Source organism: Pseudomonas sp. A, assembly GCF_056270345.1.
In genome coordinates this window covers 4,044,368-4,064,928 of the sequence record NZ_CM149873.1, presented here as the reverse complement: position 1 = coordinate 4,064,928, position 20,561 = coordinate 4,044,368, and the positions used below count along the sequence as shown (strand labels likewise).

Below are 20,561 nucleotides of genomic sequence, written 5' to 3'. Positions count from 1 at the left end.
CGGCAAATATGAAGTTTCCTTCATGGAACGCTGGGAACGATCGGATTTGTGCCGAAGGGATGGGATTTGTCAGAATACGCGATAAGCAATCATTATCATTCGCAGGGTAATCCATGCAGTCGGCTCTTGCTTCCCATGCCCCGGTGCGCATCCTCGCCATCGAGGACAGTGACGGCAACCCGCTGTCGGTGGTGCCGGAGTACACCGTCAACACCATGCTCGACTGGCAGGTGACCGAGGCCCTGTCGCTGAGCCTGACCGGCACCTACTACGGCAAGCAGGAGCCGCGGCAGTTCAACCCGACCCGCGAGGTCAGCGTTACGGCTCAGAACGAGCTGAAGACCCTTGATCCGTACCATGTCTGGGGCATCGGTGGCACTTACGCGCTGAACAAGAACCTGTCGTTCGGCGCCGGTATCAGCAACCTGTTCGACAAGCGCGTTTACCGCGAAGGGGCGGGGACCCGCGCCGGCGCCGCCACCTACAACGAGCCGGGGCGCGCGTTCTATGCGTCGGTGACCACCTCGTTCTGATGACAAGCGGGGCTGCTGCGCAGCCCTTTCGCGGCACAAGGCCGCTCCTACAGAGGGACGTGATCTTCTGTAGGAGCGGCCTTGTGCCGCGAAAGGGGCGCAACGCGCCCCCAAGGATTGCAAACCGTGAACCTCTCCTGGCCCATGCTCTCGCGCATCGTCGCCGCCGTGCTGTTGGCGCTGATCGGCTTCTGGCCGCAACTGCCGCAGCGCCTGGGATGAAGCAGAAAACCATCACCCAATCCCTTTCATGGCTGCACACCTGTTGCGGTTTGCTGTTCGCCAACTTTCTCATCGGCACCCCGGTCGCTGCGGCCTGGTGTGACGTGGCTATTCGTGGTGCGGTTCGCCCAGGAAGGTCAATGAGCTGAACAGGCTCTGTTGCGCCACGGGGGAACCTTCGGGCAAAGGCTGCGTGGCTTGGGCGGCAATGATGTTCAGGCCCTCGTTGCGCACCTTGATCAGCGCCCGGCCGTCCGCGCCGGTCGTGGCGCTGACCTGATCAGGCGCGCCCCGGTAGTCGCCCTGCAGGGGAATACCCGGCGCGGGCTTGCCGTCGATCAGGACCTGCACTTCCAGCAGGTTGCCGGGCCCCACCTTGAGCGGGTCGCTCAGCGGCACGATGGCCAGGCGCAGCATGTCCAGCTTGGGCAAACGGGCGCTGCCCTGGTAGATGGCCAGGCTGTACTTGAAGCTGTGAGTCGAGGCGATGGCATCCTTGACCTGGTTGCGGTCCTGGTTGACCCATTGTTTGTCCGGGCGCTGTGACCACGGTCCGTTGTCCAGTACCACGGCCAGCGCCGCGGGCGGGGAGAGCGGTTGCAGGCGAGCATGGTCGGCCAGGCGCTCGACGCTGACCGGAATCATCTTGCCGGCGCTGTCGAACGCCCAGGCGCGCTTGATCTTCTCGGCCTTGTAGGCGTCATCCTCGGCGCCATGGCCGTATACCGCCTCGATATTGCCGCGTCGCTGCTCGGTCCACAGGCCGTGGGCGCCGGCGTCGGCGCTGATGGTCATGGCCAGCAGGGCGGCCAGTTTCAGTGATGGATGCATGACAGTCCCTTGAATCAGAGGTTTAGAGGTTCAGGGTCAGGCTTACGCTGACGTTGCGCGGCTCGCCGGGCAGCACCCACGAACTGTTGTACGAACGTTCGTAGTACTTGCGATCAAAGAGGTTGTTGAGGTTCAGCCCCACGGTGACCTGTTCGCTTGCCTTGTAGTGCGCCAGCAGGTCGACCGTGCTGTAGGCATCCAGGGTGAAGTGGCTGCCGGCCTGGCCGGAGCGCTCGCCGACATAGTTGAACGCCGCGCCGATGTCCGAGCCGCGCAGGGCGCCGTCCTGGAACTCGTACACGCCCATCACGCTGCCACTGTTGCGGGCAATGCCCAGCAAGTCGCTGCCCTTGGGCAGGGCCGCGTCGCCCTTAGTGACCTCGGCATCGATGTAGGCGTAGGCACCGATCACCCGCACCGCGTCGGTCAGTTGGCCGCTGAACTGCAGGTCCAGCCCCTGGCTGCGCGCTTCGCCCGCCGCCACGCTTTCGCCGAGTGCGTCGGTGGTGATGACGTTTTCCTTGTCGATATGGAACAGCGCGATGGTCGCGCCCAGGCGGTTGTCTAGCAGGTCGAGCTTTAGTCCGGTCTCGTAGCCCAGGCCTTTTTCAGGCTTGTAGACCTGGCCCTGGGTGCCGATGGTGTTGGGCTTGAACGAGGTCGAGGCGTTGGCGAACACGCCCACTTGCGGGGTCAGTTGGTACAGCAGCCCTATGCGCGGCGTGGCGACATCCTTCGCCTGGCTGTTGCTGACCCCGGTGGAGCGGTTCTGCGCAGTCTGTTCAATGCGCTCCAGACGCACACCGAGCAGGCCGCGCAGGCGCTCGGTGAAGGCGATCTGGTCCTGCAGGTTGAGGGCATGGCTTTCGGTACGTTCGAAGAAGTCGTTGGCCCGTGTGAGCGCCGGCTTGGGCTTGCCGTACACCGGGTTGTAGATGTCCAGGCCATAGCCCGCCGAGGTCGCGCTTTGCGGGTACTTCTGGCTGTTGCGGTAGTTTTCGTATTCAAGCCCGATCAGGCTCTGGTGCTGCCAGCCGAGCAGCTGGAACTGGCCGTGCAGCTCGGCCTGGGTGATGTTGTCGTTCCACTCGAAGTCACGCTCGCGGTAGAAGCGGGTGAGGGTGTTGCCGACCAGAGCCTGGGGCTCGGAGCTGTTGCCCTTGAGCGTGCCCTGGGTGTAGTGGTTGGCCAGGCGCAGCTTCCAGTCGTCGTTGAGAAAGTGCTCCAGCGCCAGGTCGAGGGTCTGGTTGTCGTTGCGGATCTTGCCGTCGTTGGGTTCGCCCATGAAGGCCGAGCGCGGCACCGAACCCATCTGGCCGTTGACCGCCGGAATGCCCCGATCAAACACCGATTCGGTGCGCGAGAACTCGGCATCGAGCATCACCCGGGTGTCCGGCGACAGCTGCCAGCTCAGCGACGGGCTGACGATGCGTCGTTCACTTTTCACGTGATCGCGGAAACTGCCGTTGTCCTCGACCGCCAGGTTGATCCGGCCCAGCAGGTTGCCTTCGCTGTCCAGGGGCGAGTTGGCATCCAGGGCGGTGCGGTAGCGGTCCCAGCTGCCCGCGCTCAGGCTGAGGGTGCTGAAGGTCTCGGCCTGGGGGCGCTTGCTGACGATATTGACCAGCCCGCCAGGGTCGCCACGGCCATAGAGGCTGGCGGCCGGGCCCTTGAGCACTTCGATGCGCTCGATGCTGGAGGTGTCCGGGGAACTGTAGCTGCCGCGGTTGATGGCAAAGCCGTTCTTGTACAGCTCGCCGGTGGTGAAGCCGCGCACGCTGTAGTTGAGGAAGGTCAGGCCGCCGAAGTTGTTCTGCCGCGACACGCCGCCGGCGAAATCCAGGGCGCGGTCGATGCGGGTGGTGTTGAGGTCCTTGATCACCTGGGCGGGCACCACCTGGATGCTCTGCGGGGTGTCGCGGATATCGCTGTCGGTGCGGGTGGCGGTGGCCGAGCGGGTGGCGCGATAGCCTTGCACCGGGCCGTCGGCACGCTCTTCGAGGTAGGCGTCGGTGATCGAGGTTTCCTCCAGCAGCAGGGGTTGGGCTGCCGAGAGGGGTTGGCCGAACAGGCCCAGGGTGAGGCCGGCCAGAAGCGGTGCGCGAGGGTTCACGGGGGATCTCCAATTAATATGTAATAACGTAACATTTACCATTGCTCTGACGCCATAGGGAGCTGTGGTTTACGGCGTGATTGTCAGATGGGAATGATTCGCGTTATTGTAATGTTATTACGTAACTGGAGGTTCCCATGCAAGTACTGTCCTCACTCAAGCAGGCCAAGCGCCGTCATCGTGATTGCCAGGTGGTCAAGCGTCGTGGCCGGATCTATGTGATCTGCAAGTCCAATCCGCGGTTCAAGGCCAGGCAGGGCGGGGTGAAGAAGAAGCGGGGGTAGCACGCTGTCCTGGTCGAATCGAAGAATTACGTTTGGCTCCATGAGAGATCGTCCAGCCCTGTTATTTCTGTGGGAGCGGGTTTATCGGACCGCCGCACCGCCGCGAACACCGGCGGAGCCGGTGCCATTCACCGCGCTGGATTCTTCGCGGGTAAACCCGCTCCCACAGAGTCAAGCTAAACCAATGGGTTACATGTCGTCCCATAGGAGCCCACCAGAAAGTGACGCACCTGATGCCATACCTTGGACGCAGACGCTAACGGAGCGTCCTGCGCAAACGCCGCCAACCCAGCACCACACCACTGAGGGCAATCACCAGCCCACCGCTACTCAGGACGATGATCAGCCCTTCCCGCAACAGCGGCCGCGCCAGCAGCGGTTGCCAGTCCCAGCTGTGCAACAGGTTGAACAACCAGCGCCCGGTGCGTTGCGCCCGGTCGTGGCTGGTCACCAGCATGCCGCTGGCCGGGTCCATGTAGGCCCAGGTGCCGGCCGGGTCGTCGAAGCGCAGGCGCAGCACAGGTAACGGCCTGGACTGGAAACCGTACATGCTCTGCGGATCGCGGGCGAAGTAGTGGAAGTCGTAGGCGGTCTGCCAGTCGTCTTGCACCGCAATGCCCGGGGCCATGACCTGCGCGGCCGCCAGCAGACGTTGCCGGGCAAACGCCCGGGCCGGTGGCGCGCCGGCTTCAAGGATGCGGCTGTCGCCGTTGGCGTTGCGTGCCACCAGGTAGGTGACGTCGGCCAGGCGCTGCCACTGCAACTCGACGGCATTGAAGCCTGCCTCATCGCGCAACCGCGCCAACGCGGTGGCGATCGGCAGCTTGAGGTCGGCGGCGCGCAGCGGGCCGGGTTGCAGGGCGATCTGCGAACGGCTGTCGGTCAGGCCCCAGGGGCGCATCGACATCAGGCCACTGAACACCCACAACACCAGCACGCCGCCGAACAGCAGCCCGCCGATGTGGTGCCAGCGCAGCCAGCCGCTCGGGTAAGGGCTGCACGAGCCGCTGCGATAGCGCTTGCGCAAGCGTAGGCGCAGGATGCCCACCGCGATGCCCAGGACCGCCATCAGCGTGCCGAGCACGGACAGGCCGATCACCAGCGTGCGCCAGCCGTTGTCGAAGCCGAACCCGCCGCGCAAGGGATAGAGCCAGTGCAGCCAGGCACCGACCCAGTTCCAGGCGCGCTCCTGCGCGGTGGCGTCGCGGACCACTTCACCGCTGCGCCCGGACAGGTACAGCCAGGTGCCGGCGGCATCGTCCACCCGCACCCGGTGCAAGGGCCGGTCACCGTCCAGTGCCCGGGAGTGGGTCCACATGTCCTCGTCCACCGTACCCTGGTAGGCCAGTGCCGCGTCACCGGCGTACTGCCGGGCATTGGCCAGGGCCCAGGCGGCATCGGCCTGAGCCAGGGACGCGCCGCTGGCGGCATCGAGGGTGACGCGGCGCCCGTCGGCCAGCTCCAGCAGGTAGTGCGCCCGCCCGCCCAGGCTGGTCAGGCGCAGTGCCTTCAACGGCTGCTGCGCCCACTGCGCCGGCAACTCGGCGCAGCAACCCGCCGGCAGTGCCGGCAGGTGGGCCAGGCGCTCGGCCGGGGTCAACTTGGGGTAGCCGACATACAGCATGACCACCCCGGAGACGAACCACAGCGCCATGAACAGGCAGGCGACGATACCCAGCCAGCGGTGCCACAGGTACAGCTGGCGTTTCAGGCCCATCAGTAGCGCCACTGCACAGCGACTTCCAGGCTGCGCGGCTCACCCAGGTAGTACTGGGTGTTGGTCTGGTGGATGAAGCGGGCGTAGACCTCGTCGGTGAGATTGCGCAGCCGCGCGCTGAGCTGCACGTGCTGGTCCAGGTCGTGGGTCATCGACAGCCCGTAAACGGTGTACGACGGCACCCAGGCGGTGTTGGCGGTATTGGCGTACACCGACGACACATAGCGGGCGTCGGCGCCGACCTGCCAGCCCGGCGCCAGGTCGTAGGTCAGCCACAGGTTGGCGACCCGGTCGGGGATGTTCACCGGGTTCTTGCCCTTGCGCGAGTACACCACGCCGCCGATGGTCTCGTTGAATTCGTCGTATTCGGCGTTGACCCAGCTGAAGTTGCCCGCGGCCAGCAGCTTGGGCGTGACCTTGAACGAGGCCGCCAGCTCGATGCCGGTGGAGGTCTGCTGGCCCGCCTGCTCGGTGGTGTTGGGCACGGTCGAGGAGGGCACCGAGATGTTCTTGCGCACGATGCGATAGGCCGCTGCAGTGGCCGAGCCGCGCCCATCGAGGAAGTCGAACTTGCTGCCCACTTCCACCTGGCGGCCGGTGCTCAGGTCGAAGTCGCCGACCTGGCTGATCGAGGCGCCGGTGAGCGAGCCTCCCGGCGGTTCGGCCGAGGTGCTGTACTGGGTGTACAGGCTGACATTGGACGTCAGGTCGTAGACCAGGCCCAGGCGGCCGGTGAAGGCGTCCCAGCGCCGGTCCAGCTTGGCCCGGGTCACGTGGTCGACCACGTCGAAGTCGATATGGTCGTAGCGCAGCGCGGTGATCAGCGACAGCTGGTCGGTCAGGCGGGTGCGGTTTTCGACGAAGCCCGCGGTGGTGTCGGTGTTGGTGCTGCGGCCTTTGGCCCGCGGCGCGTCCATGCCGGGGATGTCGAGGAAGTGATCGGGTTGGAAGCCGTTCGGGTCGATGCGGTCGAAAGCACCCTTGGACAGTGGGTAGTTGGTCTGTTGGTTGCGGTTGTAGTCCACGCCGAACGCCCAGTCGCTGGCCAGGCCGAACAGCTGGCCCTGGTGGGTCAGCTCGACGCGGTTGCCGTTGACCTCCTGGTCGTGGCGCTGGCGGTAGCCGCCGGAGCGGTCGATGGCGGTGTTGCCGGCGTTGTAGCGGTACACCTCGAGGTTGCGGTAATCGCGCTGGCCGTTGTAGTGGTAGAAGGTGTTGCGCAGCTGGTTGCTGTCATCGATGCGGTAGTCGGTGATCGAGCGCAGCCAGCGCGTGCGCTGCTCGTAGCGGCCGTCCTCGACGTTGTAGTTGTTGAAGCGATTGTGCTTGTCGATATGCAGGGTGCCGACCGCCGGCTGCAGCACCGGCGAGCCCCAGTACGGGCTGTCCTCTTTTTCTTCCAGGTACTCGATGGCCAGGGTGTGCGACAACTGGTCGTTGATGTCGCTGAGCAGCGAGAAGGCCAGGTTGCCGGCCCCGTTCTCCTGGCGGTCGATATAGCCATTGGTGCTGGTGCGGCTGTAGTCGAGCCGGGCGTAGTGGCGTGGGCCGTCGCCGCTGTTGAGCGCCTTGTTGAAGCCGACCGAGGTCTCCATCGTGTCGTAGCGGCCATAGCTGACGCGGCCTTCGAAGATGTCTTCGTCGCGGTTGGCCAGCTTGGTGATCATGTTCAGGCTGCCACCGACGGCGCCGCTGCCGTTGAGGAACGACGAGGGGCCGCCGAGCAGTTCGACACGGTCGTAGATCCACGCCCCGACCGGTCGCCCGGCAGCGCCGTACTGCAGGTTGATGCCATTGAACAGCTGGCTGACCTGGGCACCGTTGAAGCCGCGGTACGACACGTAGCCGCCCCAGCCGGGCGGTGCCGAAGCGTTGACCCCGGGCAGGGCGTTGGCGGCGTCCTGGAAGTTGCGCGCGCCGATGCGTTCCATGGTCTTGCGGTCGGCGACGCTGACCGAGGCGGGGTTTTCGCGGGCGCTGAGGTTCAGCCGCGAGCCACTTTCGATAGGGCGGTCAAGGTCGAGGCCGGTGGCCTCCTTGGGTTGGTCGGCGGTGGCCGTGACGTTGCTGGCGGGCAGGGTCAGGGTGTCATCCTGCGCCCAGGCGCAGGTTGCGCTGCCAACGAGCAGCGCCAAAGTGGTCATGCGAAACATGCAAGGCTTCCTGGCTGAAATCGGTTAGCGCACGCCCGCTGCCGATCAGGCAGCGCAGGGCGTGGCGATGTCAGAACGCGAGAAGCGAAGCAGGAGAGGCGCGCGGATTGACCAGTGGCCAGCGCTGCTTGGGCAGGGGTGGCGCGGGTTGCCTGGGTAAGGGTTTGCTCGACTCCCCGGCGAGCAAGGCCAGCAGGCCGAAGAACACGGCCAGCAGGGTGGCGCTGAACAGGCTGGCGATCACGCAGTCGCCGCCGGCGGGCAGCACCGGGTCGCTGATGTCCTGGTCGCCCTTGAACACGCCGCTGCTGTCGGCCGCGCACCAGGCGGCGTCATCCAGGCCGGCCAGGCGCAAGCCCGCCATCTGGCCATGGCCCATGGCGCACAGCAACGAGCCGAACAGGATGCTGAAATACAGCACCCAGGCGACTTGCGATCGTGTGTGGCGGGCCAGCTTCATCGGCAAAGCTCGAAGGGAATGAGAATAGGTTCGGCGTGCGGATTCTACAGCGTTTGAAACATCTGCCTAGAGTGCTCGGCCGATAAAAAACATTCGAATCGATTCACCTGGCTGGCTTGACGCCTCTCGGCCCCAGGTGTTCAGATGCCGACCGATTTCAGGTGTCCCATGCCGCCGCGCATGGGGTGAAACGGGAAACCGGTACGCGCTTCGCGCCAGTCCGGTGCTGCCCCCGCAACGGTATGCAAGTGATGCCTTCGACAGACCACTGTGGCCAGTGCGCCATGGGAAGGTGAAGGTGTCTTGTCTTGCGAGCCCGGAGACCGGCCTGGAATGTGGTAGGCAAACTCCTGCGGTGGGCGGGCATGGGCCGGTATTGGCTGTGCGCGATCCCTGCTCCTGCGTGCTTCTGCGAAAGTCACTTTCGAGAAGAGCATGATTGCTGTGATTCACTCCCGACGTTTCTCCCCCAAGGCCCGGACCCTGCTTCTGGGCTGCCTGGCCAGCCCCCTGGCACTGGCCGAAAACACCCCTCTGATCCTCGACCAGCAGATCGTCGCCGCGCCCTCGGTGGAGTCGACCACGGTCGCCGCCATGGCCCAGTACGGCAGCAAGGTCGAGATCGTCAGCCGCGAGCAGATCGAGCGCGCCGGCCCCGGCGCCGACATCACCCGGGTGATGCAGATGTTCATCCCCGGCTTCTACGTCGCGCCGAAGAACGGCCCGTTCGACTACGGCACCTACTCGCTGCTGGGCGGGCGCAACGACGACACCTTGATCCTGCTCGACGGCGTGCGCCTGAACAACCGCCTGTACGGTGGCCTGTACCTGGACACCCTGCCGGCCAACGCGGTGGAGCGCATCGAGGTGCTCAAGGGCGGCCAGAGCCTGTTGTTCGGCACCCAGGCGGTGGCGGGGGTGATCAATATCGTCACCCGCAGCCCGCAGCGCCGCGAGGCTTCGGGGGAGGTCAACCTGGGCCTGGACAGCTTCGCCGGCAACAGCAAGGACGCCCGCGTCGAGCGGATCTTCAGCAATGGTTTCGGCGACCTGGGGCTGCTGGCCTATGTCAGTCACAACGTCTCCGACGGCTACCAACCGTTTCGCAACCGTGACTACAGCGGCAACGTCAGCGACAAGAAACGCGGCTACGAGGTGAGCACTTTCGGCGGCAAGGCAATCCAGGCCTTCGGCGACGCTGCGCGGCTGGAGCTGTTCTACCAGTACACCGACGCCAACCTCGATTTCGCCCGGCCGGTGAACAACTACAAAACCACCAATGACCGCGTGCAGCAGATCGCCACCGCCACCTTCGAGCAGCGCCTCAACGAGCGCCTGAGCTACTTCGTCAAGGGCCATGTCAACGACTGGGACACCCGCTACACCCGCATCAACAACCGCGCCGACGGCAGCCGCAACGTGGTCAACCACAACGACTACTGGGGCTTCACCGACTGGGGTGTGCAGGCCGAGGGCAAGGCCGAGCTCGACGGCGGCCATGTGCTGGTGTTCGGTTCCGACAACCAGTGGTTCAAGGGCCAGGACGACGTGCTGTTGATCGACGACAACGAGGCCCAGGCCAATGCGCTGTATGCCCAATTGAGGCCCAGGATCGAGGCCCTGCCGAACTGGCACCCGAGCCTCGGCGTGCGCCACGAAGCCATGAGCGGCGGCGACAGCGCCACCGTCGGCATGCTCACCTCGCTGTACGACCTGAACGACAACTGGCAGCTGCGCGGCCAGTACGGCAGCGCCTACAAGCTGCCCAACGCCGAGCAGCTGTTCGTCAACGAGCCTGGCGACGAGATCGGCAACCGCGACCTCAAGCCCGAGAAGAGCCGCAATGCCGAGCTTGGCCTGGACTACCACGGCCTGCTGCTGGCGCGTGAGTTCAGCGCCAGCGTCACCGTGTTCCGGCGCAAGATCACTGACCTGATCACCCTGGACGGCAGCCAGTGGGTGAACGGCCAGGGCCAGGTGCAGATGCGTGGTTTCGAGGCCGATGCACGTATCCAGCTCGACGACCAATGGAGCCTGCAGGCCGACATGACCCGTAACCTCACCGAGTCGCGCACCGGGGCGACGATCAACGACGTGCCGAGTTTCTTCGCCCGCTCGCGGCTCGGCTACGAATCGGCAGACCGCAGGTGGGGTGCCGGAGGGGCCATTCGCTACATTCGCGATGTGGTCAGCTCCAAGGGCGTCGACTATGGCCATTACTCGGTGGTCGATGCCGATGCCTATCGCTACCTGGATGGCGCCCGCCAGCACCGGCTGAGCCTGCTGGTGGAGAACCTGTTCGACCGCGACTATGTCACCAGCCGGGCGAGCAATGTCGACAACCTCGGGCGGCCGTTCACCAGCGAACTGCGGTACACCTACACCTTCTGAGGGGCGTGAGCATGGACTATCAGCGTGTGCTGTTCGTGGGCCCCGGTCTGGCGAGTGGCTCGGTGGCCGAGGCGTTCGGCGCCGAGGTTCGCGACCTGCGTGGCCGCGAGGTGGACCGGGATATCGTCGATACCCTGGAGGGCTTCGACGGGCTGTGGGTGGTTATCCGCGAGGCCCTTGACCTGGGCATTGAGCGCTTGCTGGTAGTGGACCTGGAACCCACCTCGGACAGCGCCTACCTCGACTGGCTGCGCGATGAACTGGGGCGCCTGGCGCAAGGTCGCGCCGGCATCTGGGTCACGGCCCAGGCCCTGGGCCGGCGCGGGCTGGATGCTCGGGCGGCGTGTGCCAGCGTCGGCGAGCATGCCCGTCACCTGCCATGCGACCAGGTCAACGCGGTGGCCAGCGATCCGGACTGGTCGCGGGTACCCGAGCATGCCCGCCAGGTGTTCCTGTGCACCGGCCCACGCTGCGTGCGGCGCGGTGCCTTGCCGTTGTGGAAACGCCTGCGCCGCCAGTTGCTGGAGCGTGACTTGATCGAGACGCCAGGCGGCGTGCTGCTGACCCGTACCGGTTGCCAGTTCCCCTGCAACCTGGGGCCAGTACTGACGGTGCACCCGGACGGCTGCTGGTATCGGGTACGTGATGATCGGGAGGTGGAGGAGTTGGTAAAAACGCATCTAGAGGGCGGAAGGATCGCCGAAAGATTGCTGATCAAGGGAGGGACATGCGATGCGTAAAGCCTGGTTGCTGTCGCTAGCCCTGTGCTGTGGCACACCGGCCCTGGCCGAGCGCTTTCGCAACTGCGGGCAAGACTGGCAACGGCCCGCGGCGACGCCTGCGCGTATCGTCGCCCTCAACCAGCACGCGGCCGACCTGCTGCTCGCCCTTGGCGCCGGGCCATCGATGGTCGGGGTGGCCTACCTGGACGACAACGGCGCCGCCTACAAGCAGGGTCGCTACCAGGGCGTGCCGGTGATCGCCCGGGAGTATCCGGCCAGCGAGGTGCTGTATGCGCAAAGGCCGGACCTGGTGGTCGGCGGATTCGCCACGGCTTTCGGCGATGGGGTCAGCTCGCGAACCCGGCTGGCCGGCAACGGGATCGCCACCTACCTGCTCGAGTCGGCCTGTGCCGGTCATTCCCTGGACTACTACGCCCATGTCCGGCGTGACCTGACCCTCCTTGGCGAAATGCTCGGCAGGCAGGCGAGGGCGCAGGCGTTGATCGAGGCGATGGAGGCGGACCTGACGCGGGCCAGGGCGATCGCGCCTATCGGCAAGCCGCTGTCGGTGTTCTACCTCGACAGTGAAGTCCGGGGGCTGGACAGCGAAGGCGGGCGGGGTTTCGTCACGCCATTGCTGGCCGCCGCCGGGGCGCGCAATGTGCTCGGCGGGATTGACCAGTACCGGGTGACGGTCAACCGCGAGGCGCTGCTGAGCAGCGACCCCGATGTGATCCTGCTGGCCGACGCCCTGTGGTCGCCGGCCAGCCGCAAGCGTCAGCTGCTGGCCCGTGATCCGGTGCTCTCGAGCCTGCGGGCGGTGCGCGAGAACCGCATGATCGATATCCCGTTCACCCAGCTGGTGCCGACGCCGGCCAGCGGGCGGGTGGCCCTGGAACTGGCGCGGCGGCTCAGGGAAGTGGCTGTCCCATAGCTGGCCAGCCCTGATCGCGAAGCTTGGCGTGGGAGCGGGCCTGCCCCGCGATGGGCTGGGTGTTACTCGCCGATGACCAACTGACGCGCCAGCTGGTTGTGACGCTCCAGTACTCGCGGCAGGTCGACGGTGGTGATGCGCCCACCCTGAACCACCACACGCCCGTTGATCACGCTGGTGTCGACATGGGTCGGGGTGCAGAACACCAGCGCCGCCAACGGGTCGTGCAGGGCGCCGGCATAGGCTACATGGCCAAGGTCGAAGGCGACGAAGTCGGCGACCATGCCCGGGGCGAGGGCGCCGATATCGTTGCGGTTGAGCACCTTGGCGCCGCCCAGGGTGGCGATCTCCAGCGCCTCGCGGGCAGTCATCGCATCCGGTCCGAAGCCGACCCGTTGCAGCAACAGCGCCTGGCGCACCTCGCCGATCATGCTGGCGCCGTCGTTGGACGCCGAACCATCGACCCCCAGGCCCACCGGCACGCCGTGGTCGCGCATCTTGCGGATCGGCGCGATGCCTGAGGCCAGGCGCATGTTCGAGCACGGGCAGTGGGCGACCCCGGTGCCGGTGCGGGCGAACAGCTCGATGCCGTGCTGGTCGAGCTGCACGCAGTGGGCGTGCCAGACGTCGTGGCCGACCCAGCCCAGGTCCTCGGCGTACTCGGCCGGGGTCATGCCGAACTTCTCGCGGCTGTAGGCGATATCGTTGACGTTCTCGGCCAGGTGGGTGTGCAGCGACACGCCATACTGACGGGCCAGCACCGCCGCCTCGCGCATCAGGTCGCGGCTGACCGAGAACGGCGAGCAGGGCGCCACCACCACGCGCAGCATCGAGCCGTGGCTGGCATCGTGGTAGTCCTCGATCAGGCGCTGCGACTCCTTGAGGATGTCGCTTTCCTTCTCCACCACCGAGTCCGGCGGCAGGCCGCCCTGGCTGCGGCCGACGCTCATGCTGCCGCGCGCGGCGTGGAAACGCATGCCGATCTCCTCGGCGGCGTGGATGCTGTCGTCGAGCTTGCAGCCGTTGGGGTAGATGTACAGGTGGTCGCTGGAGGTGGTGCAGCCCGAGAGGATCAGCTCGGCCATGGCCGTCTGGGTCGATACCGAGATCATCTCCGGGGTCAGCCGCGCCCAGATCGGGTAGAGGTTGGTCAGCCAGTTGAACAGCTCGCCGTCCTGGGCCGCCGGCACCACGCGGGTGAGGCTCTGGTACATGTGGTGGTGGGTGTTGACAAGGCCCGGGATGACCACCTTGCCGGTCATGTCGAGGATCACGTCGGCATGCTGCGGCAGGGTATCGCTGGGGCCGACCTGCCTGATCACATTGTCTTCGATATAGAGGCCGCCGCGTTTGATCTCGCGGCGTTCGCCGTCCATGGTCACCAGCAATTCGGCGTTCTTGACCAGTAGTGTCTTGGGCATGGGTGTCCCTCCCGCTTGGGGTGTGTTTTCTGATTGTAGGGAAGCGTCAGGCGCCGTGGCGAAGCCCGGCGTCGAAGGCTGGAGCAGAACCGCGCACGCGCAGGATCGGCCCTGGCGAGGGCGTATCGGGCGTGTGGGTCGATGGCAGCAGGGCGGATACGGCGTTCAGGACGCACGGCATTCGAGAAGGGGGCCCGGAGAGGTTGGGCGATAGCGGATGTCGCATGGCTTGAGCCTGTCGCAATACGCAACGGCGATGACCGTTGTCGTAGGCGTGAGGCAGTGTAAACAGAATTTCTTTTTTTTGTATACGAGTTTTTTGCCGCAATTCTGACGACTGCGGGACGGGCCACTCTCATGGAACAAACTTGATTTAGCTTGACCCTGTGGGAGCGGGTTTATCGGACCGCCGCACCGCCGCGAAGAATCCAGCGCGGTGTATGGCACCGGCTGCGCCGGTGTTCGCGGGCAAGCCCGCTCCCACGGGGATCGCGCCAGATTCTAAAAATTGAGCAAGACAGTTGCTCCCACAATGATTCAGGGCGTGATTGATGTCGTTGCGCCGGTATGCGACTGTCTCGCTACCAGCCACTGTCACAGGCCGGCAGGTTCGCGCGGGCTGATTACACTTTGGAAATCGCCACACGGGGAGTACCTGGGATGGGCTGCGCGTTGATGGGGCATGCGGCAAGGCTGGCGTCTGCACGGGGCAGGCGTTCATGAACAACCGTGGCCGGAGTATCTCCCTGCAATGGCTGGTGGCGCTGGCAATCATGCTGGGCATGCTGGCGCTGGGCGCGGCCCTGGCCTGGCAGGGCTACCTGGGGGTGCGCCAGACCCTGGTGGCCGCCGCCGGCGATGCCGCCCAGCAGATCGGCCGGACCATCGACGAGCGCGCCCGACGCCTGGTCGATCCGGTGCAGAGCAGCATCCGCCTGCTGGCCTTCGATACCGCTGCGGGCACAATGGCGCAGCACCTGGAGCGCCTGCCGCAACTGGTCGAGAGCCTGCGCGCCAACCGCATGCTCAGCGCCGCCTACCTCGGCTACCCCAATGGCGAGTTCCTGCTGGTCCGCCGCCTGCGCGACCCACAGTTGCTGCAGCGCTTCGCGGCACCGGCAGGCACGATGTTCCTGGTACAGACCGTCAGCCTGGGCGAAGACGGTGCGTTGCATGGCGAATGGCGTTTCTACGACCAGGCGATGACCCTGCTGCTGCACCAGCCCAAGCCGGACTACCGCTACGATCCGCGTCAGCGCCCCTGGTTCGTCGAAGCCTCTGCGCAAGCCACCACCGTGCTTACCCGCCCTTATGTGTTCTTCACCACCCGCGAGATCGGCCTGACCATGGCCCAGCGTAGCGTCGATGGCGCGGCGGTGATCGGCATGGACGTCTCGGTCACCGACCTGGCCAGCGAGAGCCGCGACCTGCGCATGACGGCTGGCACCGAGATCGCCGTGGTCGATGACCAGGGCAGCGTGGTGGCCTATCCGGACCTGCAGCGGGTCATCGTCCGCGAAGGCGAGGGCGTGCGCCTGTCGCGCATCGATGAACTGGGCATTGCCAGCCTCGCACGGATCCATGCTGATACCCTCCAGGGTACCCGGCCACAGCCGTATCAGGTTGAAGGGCAGACCTGGTATGGCATGCGCGTGCCGCTGACCACCGTGGCCGGGCAGGACCTGCAGGTGCTGATTGCCGTGCCGGCCCACGAGCTGCTGGCCGGCGCGCGCCAGGTGTTGTTCGAGCAACTGCTCTGGGCCGGCGCGCTGGCGGCGGTGTTGCTGTTGCTCGGTGGCTTGCTCGGCCGGCGCATCGGCCGCCCGTTGCGCCGGCTTACGGAGCAGGTGCAGGGCCTGGCCGGTTTTGATTTCAGCCGTGAGGTGGGTGTGCTCTCGCGGGTGTCGGAGGTGCGTGAACTGAGCCGGGTGCTCAGCCGCATGTCCGGCACCATCCGCAACTTCCAGGCGATCACCCTCACGCTCAGCCGCGAGACCCAGCTCGAGCGTATGCTCGACGGCGTGCTCAACCACCTGGTGGCGGCTGCCAGCGCCAGTGCCGGCGCGGTGTACCTGTACGATGCCGACAACGCACGCCTGCGCCTGGCTGCGGCCTGCCGGGCCCAGGACTATCCGGCTGAACTGGCGGTACATGAGCACGACCATCAAGACCTCGCCAATGCCGTGACCCAGGCCTTGTCGTTGCAGGGACGCAGCCTGGCGGTGGTGCTCAACGACCGCGGCCAGTCGCTCCTCGGCATTCTGGTCCTGCAACTGGAGGACGAACACGCCGGGCAGGCGTTCCGGCGCTTCGTCGAGGAACTGTCCGGCGCCGCCGCCGTGGCCATCGAGACCCGCCAACTGGTCGAGGCCCAGCAGCGCCTGCTGGATGCCATGATCAAGCTGCTGGCCGACGCCATCGACGCCAAGAGCCCCTATACCGGCGGCCATTGCGAGCGAGTGCCGCAGCTGGCGCAGATGCTCCTGGACCAGGCCGTGCAGGCCGAAAGCGGCCCCTATGCCGGCTTCAGCATGAACGAGGACGAGCGCTACGAGTTTCGCGTGGCCGCCTGGCTGCACGACTGCGGCAAGATTACCAGCCCCGAATACGTGGTGGACAAGGCGACCAAGCTCGAGACCCTGTACAACCGTGTGCATGAGGTGCGCATGCGCTTCGAGGTGCTCTGGCGCGACGCCGAGATCGCCTACTGGCAAGGCGTGGCCAACGGCGATGACGAGTTGCTGCTGCGCCAGGCGCTGGAGCAGTGCCGGGCCGAGTTGCAGGACGAATTCGCCTTCGTCGCCCACGCCAATATCGGCGGCGAGTTCATGCAGGAGGCCGACATCGAGCGCCTTCGCCGCATCGGCCAGCGCCGCTGGCTGCGGCACTTCGACAACCGCCTGGGCATCTCCCGCGACGAGGCCGCGCGCTTCGCCGACACGCCAGTCGCGCCCTTGCCGGTGGAGGAGCCGCTGCTTGCCGACCGCGACGAGCACCAGGTGCCCTGGGGGCCGCGCAAGCCACCGGTGGCCAAGGACGACCCGCGCAACCACTGGGGTTTCGACATGCGCCTGCCGGCCCATGCCAGCAACCACGGCGAGCTGTACAACCTGTCGATCCGCCGTGGCACCCTCAACGACGAGGAGCGCTTCAAGATCAACGAGCACATCGTGCAGACCATCATCATGCTCAGCGCGCTGCCGTTCCCGCGTCAGCTGCGGCGCGTGCCGGCGATTGCCGGCAACCATCACGAGAAGATGGACGGCAGCGGCTATCCGCGCCGGCTTGGCAAGGATGCGCTGGGCATCCCCGAGCGGGTGATGGCGATTGCCGACATCTTCGAGGCGCTGACCGCGGCGGACCGGCCGTACAAGGCGCCGAAGACCCTGTCCGAGTCGGTGAAGATCCTGGTGTCGATGGCCCGTGACAACCATATCGACGGGCAGTTGCTGCGGCTGTTCCTCAACACCGGCGTGTATCGCCAGTATGCCGAGCAGTTCCTGCGCCCCGAGCAGATCGATGAGGTGGACGTGGCCTACTGGCTGGCGCAGTTGTAGGTATTCAAAGCCTCAGACCCTCAGCAGCAGGTGCTCACGCTCCCAGGCGCTGATCACCTGCCGGTAGTTTTGCAGCTCGGTGCGCTTGACCGCCACATACCCGCGCACGAACCGGTCGCCCAGGTACTCCCCAAGCAGCTCGCAACCCTCCAGCCGCGCCAGCGCCTCGTCCAGCGTGGCCGGCAGGCGCAAGCCGCCATGGTCGTAGGCGCGTCCCTGCACGGGCGCGCTGGGCGCCGCCTGTTCGAGCAGGCCGAGATAGCCGCACAGCAGACTGGCGGCCATGGCCAGGTAGGGATTGGCATCGGCGCCGGGCAGGCGGTTCTCCACGCGCAGGGCGGCCGCTGTCGCGGTGGGCACGCGCAGGCCCACGGTGCGGTTTTCTTCGCCCCATTCGACATTGACCGGGGCACAGGCGTCGGGCAGGAAGCGGCGGTAGGAATTCACGTTCGGGGCGAGCAGCGCCAGTGCCTGGGGCAGGTACTTCTGCAGGCCGCCGATGTAGTGCAGCAGCCGATCGCTCGGTGTGCCGTGGGCGCTGGCGAACAGGTTGGCGCCGGTGGCCCTGTCCAGCACGCTCTGGTGGATGTGCATCGAGCTGCCAGGTTCATGGGCGATCGGCTTGGCCATGAAGGTCGCGCTGATACCGTGCTGCAGCGCCGCTTCGCGCAAGGTGCGCTTGAAAACGATCAACTGGTCGGCCAGGCGCAGCGGGTCGCCATGGTGGAAATTGACTTCCATCTGCGCAGGGCCGCTTTCGTGGACCAGCGTGTCCAGGTCCAGGCCCTGGACGGCGCACCAGTGGTAGACGTCCTCGAACAGCCGGGCGAATTCGTGGGTGGCTTCGATGGAGAAACCCTGCCGACCCGTCTCCGCCCGGCCCGAGCGGCCTTCGGGCGCTTCCAGCGGCAGGTCCGGGTCATGGCTGCGCTTGGTCAGGTAGAACTCCAGCTCCGGCGCCACCACCGGTTGCCAGCCACTGTCGCTGTACAGGGCCAGCACGCGCTTAAGCACATTGCGCGGCGATAGCTCGATGGGCTGGCCGTGCCGGTCGAAGCTGTCGTGGATGACCATGGCGGTCGGCTCCGCCAGCCACGGCAGGCGGTAGATGGCATGGGCGGCGGGGCGGCAGTGCATGTCGATGCCGGCTTCGTCCAGCAGCGCGTAGAAGACCTCGTCGTCGACGAAGTCGCCGGTCACCGTCTGCAGCAGCACACTCTCCGGCAGGCGCATGCCGCCCTCGTCGAGGAAGCGGTCGAGGGAGGCGACCTTGCCGCGGACGATGCCGGAAAAGTCGCTCACCACGCATTCGACCTCGCAGATACCCTGTTGCCTGAGCTGCTGCGCCAGTGGTTCGGCGGGGGTGTTCATTCCCACCCCGGAAGGGGGCATGCGTTCATCCTGAATGCCGGCCCGCCCAGGCAGGGGATTCGCGTACAGCGTCATGTTGCACTCTCGATACGCCAAAGACCTGGCAAAGGGTATTGAGTTGCGTATCAAGTTGCTGTCGGTTTGCGGCTCGTCGGCGTAAAGAGTTGATAAAGCGTGGCGGGTAAAATCGGCCCGCCACCGCTCTATGAAACAACAGGCGCCTTTCAGGCTAGACAACGTCAGCGTGGGAGCGGGCTAGCCCCGCGATCACCGGCGTAGCCGGTGCCATACACGGCATCGCGAGGCAAGCCCGCTCCCACAGCGATCTCTCAGGACGGTTGGGCCGCCAGGCGATTGCTGACGCTGCGCCCCAGCACCAGCACCGTGACAAAGCCGCAGCCCACCAGCGCCGTGGCCAGGCTGAACAGCACCGCGCTGCCCATCTGGTCGACGATCCGCCCACCGAAGAACGAGCCCAGGGCGATGATCACCTGGAACATGGCGACGAACAGCGGCATGCCGCGCTCCACATCCTTGGGCGCCACGACGAACATCCAGATGCTGGCGCAGGCCGGGAAGGCGCCGAAGGCGAAGCCCCACAGCGCGATCAGCATCGCCGCGCCGGTGAGGTTGGTGGCGAAGTAGGGGAACAGCGCGGTGCCGACGCCGATCATCAAGGCGACCAGCATCAGGGTGTAGCGCACGCTCTGGTTGGCGGCAAAACCGGCGAAGACATTGCCCAGCACCCCGGCCACGCCGTAGAGCAGCAACAGCGAGCCGATCATCGGCCCGTCGAAGCCGGCGTTGTGCTTGAAGAACGGCGCGACGTAGGTGTACGCGGCAAAGTGCGCCAGGCCGATCAGCAACACCGCGATCAGGCCGACCCGCGCCTGCGGGTTGATGAACAGCGCCGGCAGGTCGCTGATGCGGATGGCCTTCTCCGGGTTGAGCCGCGGCAGCAGCAGGACCTGCGCCAGCAGCACCGGCAGGCCCACCAGCGCGGTGACCAGGAAGGTCATGCGCCAGCCCATGAGCCCGCTGAGCCAAGTGCCCACGGGCACGCCGAGCACGGTGGCCAGGGTCACGCCGACCATGATGATCGAGGTGGCCTGGGCCACGCCCACGCCCTTGGGCGCCAGGCGGCCGCTCAGGGCGATCGCGGTCGCCCAGAAGCCACCGATGCTGATGCCCAGCAGTACCCGGCCGAACAGCAGCAGGCCGAAGTCGGTGGCGTAGGCCACCACGGCGTTGGCGACGATCATGATCAGGGTCAGGGCGATCAGCAGGTAGCGTCGGTCGAGGGCACCGATGCCCACCGACAGCAAGGGCGCGGCCAGGGCCGCCATGATGCCGGGCAGGGTCACCATCAGGCCGGCCTGGCCGGCGCTGATGCCAAGATCAGCGGCGACATCGTTGAGCACGCCCACCGGCAGGAACTCGCTGGTCACCAGGGCGAAAGCGCCCACGGCGACCGAGAGAATCGCCAGCCACTGCTGACGGACGCTCTGCTGGCTGTGTTCGGGTGGGCTGTGGGGGGACGGGGTGGGGCTTGGCATGGTGCGGGCTTCCATAGGGGACTGTCGCCTGGGACAGGCGCTGCAGCGAGGGGAAAACGGGGAGGCGATTATAGGGGGTGGATTTTGCAGCTCGACAGGCGGGCGGCTTGATAGTAATCATCAGTGGGATCGATGGGTGGCTTGGGGTAGAGCGTTTGGCCATCCCTTTGAGGGTATTGCGATTGTCGGGATATGACTGCTCAATTCAAGATTGCCGGGGTCGCTTTGCGACCCTTTCGCGGCACGAGGCCGCTTCTACAGGGATCGCGTACCCCATGTAGGAGCGGCCTTGTGCC

General features: G+C 66.1%; 13 protein-coding genes, 1 pseudogene and 1 riboswitch. Of the genes and pseudogenes, 6 read left to right on the top strand and 8 right to left on the bottom strand.

All coding sequences use genetic code 11. The features are described 5' to 3' along the window. Positions 1 to 164: 164 nt before the first annotated feature. Positions 165 to 533 (top strand): annotated as a pseudogene (locus AC0MAZ_RS18120) (TonB-dependent receptor domain-containing protein); the annotation flags it as partial. Positions 534 to 863: 330 nt separating this feature from the next. Here AC0MAZ_RS18120 and AC0MAZ_RS18115 read toward each other — a convergent pair. Both AC0MAZ_RS18115 and AC0MAZ_RS18110 read right to left on the bottom strand, forming a co-directional pair. Beyond that, positions 864 to 1,586: a DUF4198 domain-containing protein gene (locus tag AC0MAZ_RS18115; RefSeq protein WP_254464260.1), complete on the bottom strand. Its 723-nt coding sequence runs from the start codon at positions 1,584 to 1,586 to the stop codon at positions 864 to 866. Positions 1,587 to 1,608: 22 nt separating this feature from the next. Beyond that, a complete protein-coding gene (locus AC0MAZ_RS18110; protein WP_475858774.1) occupies positions 1,609 to 3,699 on the bottom strand; it encodes a TonB-dependent siderophore receptor in 2,091 nt (696 codons plus the stop codon). Positions 3,700 to 3,836: 137 nt separating this feature from the next. Here AC0MAZ_RS18110 and ykgO point away from each other — a divergent pair, with 137 nt between their 5' ends. Next, the gene (gene ykgO / locus AC0MAZ_RS18105) at positions 3,837 to 3,983 is read left to right on the top strand and encodes a type B 50S ribosomal protein L36 (protein WP_023632134.1); all 147 of its coding nucleotides are present in this window, start codon (positions 3,837 to 3,839) and stop codon (positions 3,981 to 3,983) included. 256 nt (positions 3,984 to 4,239) lie between these two features. On the opposite strand, the gene AC0MAZ_RS18100 is transcribed toward ykgO, so the two are convergent. The 3 genes from AC0MAZ_RS18100 to AC0MAZ_RS18090 form a co-directional block, all read right to left on the bottom strand. Next, on the bottom strand, positions 4,240 to 5,694 hold the full coding sequence (locus tag AC0MAZ_RS18100) for a PepSY domain-containing protein (RefSeq protein ID WP_475861462.1): 1,455 nt from the start codon (positions 5,692 to 5,694) through the stop codon (positions 4,240 to 4,242). Between the two features lie 5 nt (positions 5,695 to 5,699). Then, positions 5,700 to 7,853 carry a TonB-dependent receptor gene (locus AC0MAZ_RS18095; protein WP_475858773.1) on the bottom strand — a complete coding sequence of 718 codons (2,154 nt, stop codon included), beginning with the start codon at positions 7,851 to 7,853 and terminating at the stop codon, positions 5,700 to 5,702. 70 nt (positions 7,854 to 7,923) lie between these two features. Then, positions 7,924 to 8,313: a DUF2946 family protein gene (locus AC0MAZ_RS18090; protein WP_203652483.1), complete on the bottom strand. Its 390-nt coding sequence runs from the start codon at positions 8,311 to 8,313 to the stop codon at positions 7,924 to 7,926. 142 nt (positions 8,314 to 8,455) lie between these two features. Continuing rightward, positions 8,456 to 8,659, top strand: a riboswitch (cobalamin riboswitch). An 89-nt stretch (positions 8,660 to 8,748) separates the two neighbouring features. Between AC0MAZ_RS18090 and AC0MAZ_RS18085 the strand changes: the two genes are divergently transcribed. From AC0MAZ_RS18085 to AC0MAZ_RS18075, 3 genes are read left to right on the top strand one after another with little or no spacing between them, the layout of a single operon-like run. Further along, entirely contained in the window at positions 8,749 to 10,704 is a 1,956-nt protein-coding gene (locus tag AC0MAZ_RS18085) for a TonB-dependent receptor plug domain-containing protein (RefSeq protein WP_475858772.1), read from the top strand. Positions 10,705 to 10,715: 11 nt separating this feature from the next. Beyond that, on the top strand, positions 10,716 to 11,444 hold the full coding sequence (locus tag AC0MAZ_RS18080; protein WP_475858771.1) for a (2Fe-2S) ferredoxin domain-containing protein: 729 nt from the start codon (positions 10,716 to 10,718) through the stop codon (positions 11,442 to 11,444). Next, a complete protein-coding gene (locus tag AC0MAZ_RS18075) occupies positions 11,437 to 12,360 on the top strand; it encodes an ABC transporter substrate-binding protein (protein WP_475858770.1) in 924 nt (307 codons plus the stop codon). Before AC0MAZ_RS18080 ends, AC0MAZ_RS18075 begins: the two co-directional genes overlap by 8 nt. A gap of 62 nt (positions 12,361 to 12,422) precedes the next feature. Here AC0MAZ_RS18075 and AC0MAZ_RS18070 read toward each other — a convergent pair whose 3' ends face one another. Next, positions 12,423 to 13,781 carry an 8-oxoguanine deaminase gene (locus AC0MAZ_RS18070; protein WP_050706082.1) on the bottom strand — a complete coding sequence of 453 codons (1,359 nt, stop codon included), beginning with the start codon at positions 13,779 to 13,781 and terminating at the stop codon, positions 12,423 to 12,425. A 719-nt stretch (positions 13,782 to 14,500) separates the two neighbouring features. On the opposite strand from AC0MAZ_RS18070, the gene AC0MAZ_RS18065 reads away from it, so the two are divergent. Beyond that, positions 14,501 to 17,338, top strand: a complete 2,838-nt coding sequence (locus tag AC0MAZ_RS18065; RefSeq protein ID WP_475858769.1) for an HD domain-containing phosphohydrolase — start codon at positions 14,501 to 14,503, stop codon at positions 17,336 to 17,338. Between the two features lie 12 nt (positions 17,339 to 17,350). On the opposite strand, the gene AC0MAZ_RS18060 is transcribed toward AC0MAZ_RS18065, so the two are convergent. Both AC0MAZ_RS18060 and AC0MAZ_RS18055 read right to left on the bottom strand, forming a co-directional pair. Further along, positions 17,351 to 18,709, bottom strand: a complete 1,359-nt coding sequence (locus AC0MAZ_RS18060; RefSeq protein WP_232856113.1) for a glutamine synthetase family protein — start codon at positions 18,707 to 18,709, stop codon at positions 17,351 to 17,353. A 329-nt stretch (positions 18,710 to 19,038) separates the two neighbouring features. Further along, positions 19,039 to 20,265, bottom strand: a complete 1,227-nt coding sequence (locus AC0MAZ_RS18055; RefSeq protein WP_475858768.1) for an MFS transporter — start codon at positions 20,263 to 20,265, stop codon at positions 19,039 to 19,041. Positions 20,266 to 20,561 lie beyond the last annotated feature (296 nt).

What these genes read in the sequence shown, in the direction of transcription:
- AC0MAZ_RS18080 (WP_475858771.1), top strand. Translation starts at nt 10,716, where the DNA reads ATGGACTATCAGCGTGTGCTGTTCGTGGGCCCCGGTCTGGCGAGTGGC.
- AC0MAZ_RS18055 (WP_475858768.1), bottom strand. Translation starts at nt 20,265, where the DNA reads ATGCCAAGCCCCACCCCGTCCCCCCACAGCCCACCCGAACACAGCCAG.
- AC0MAZ_RS18065 (WP_475858769.1), top strand. Translation starts at nt 14,501, where the DNA reads ATGAACAACCGTGGCCGGAGTATCTCCCTGCAATGGCTGGTGGCGCTG.
- AC0MAZ_RS18070 (WP_050706082.1), bottom strand. Translation starts at nt 13,781, where the DNA reads ATGCCCAAGACACTACTGGTCAAGAACGCCGAATTGCTGGTGACCATG.
- AC0MAZ_RS18085 (WP_475858772.1), top strand. Translation starts at nt 8,749, where the DNA reads ATGATTGCTGTGATTCACTCCCGACGTTTCTCCCCCAAGGCCCGGACC.
- AC0MAZ_RS18115 (WP_254464260.1), bottom strand. Translation starts at nt 1,586, where the DNA reads ATGCATCCATCACTGAAACTGGCCGCCCTGCTGGCCATGACCATCAGC.
- AC0MAZ_RS18090 (WP_203652483.1), bottom strand. Translation starts at nt 8,313, where the DNA reads ATGAAGCTGGCCCGCCACACACGATCGCAAGTCGCCTGGGTGCTGTAT.
- AC0MAZ_RS18060 (WP_232856113.1), bottom strand. Translation starts at nt 18,709, where the DNA reads ATGAACACCCCCGCCGAACCACTGGCGCAGCAGCTCAGGCAACAGGGT.
- ykgO (WP_023632134.1), top strand. Translation starts at nt 3,837, where the DNA reads ATGCAAGTACTGTCCTCACTCAAGCAGGCCAAGCGCCGTCATCGTGAT.
- AC0MAZ_RS18095 (WP_475858773.1), bottom strand. Translation starts at nt 7,853, where the DNA reads ATGTTTCGCATGACCACTTTGGCGCTGCTCGTTGGCAGCGCAACCTGC.
- AC0MAZ_RS18075 (WP_475858770.1), top strand. Translation starts at nt 11,437, where the DNA reads ATGCGTAAAGCCTGGTTGCTGTCGCTAGCCCTGTGCTGTGGCACACCG.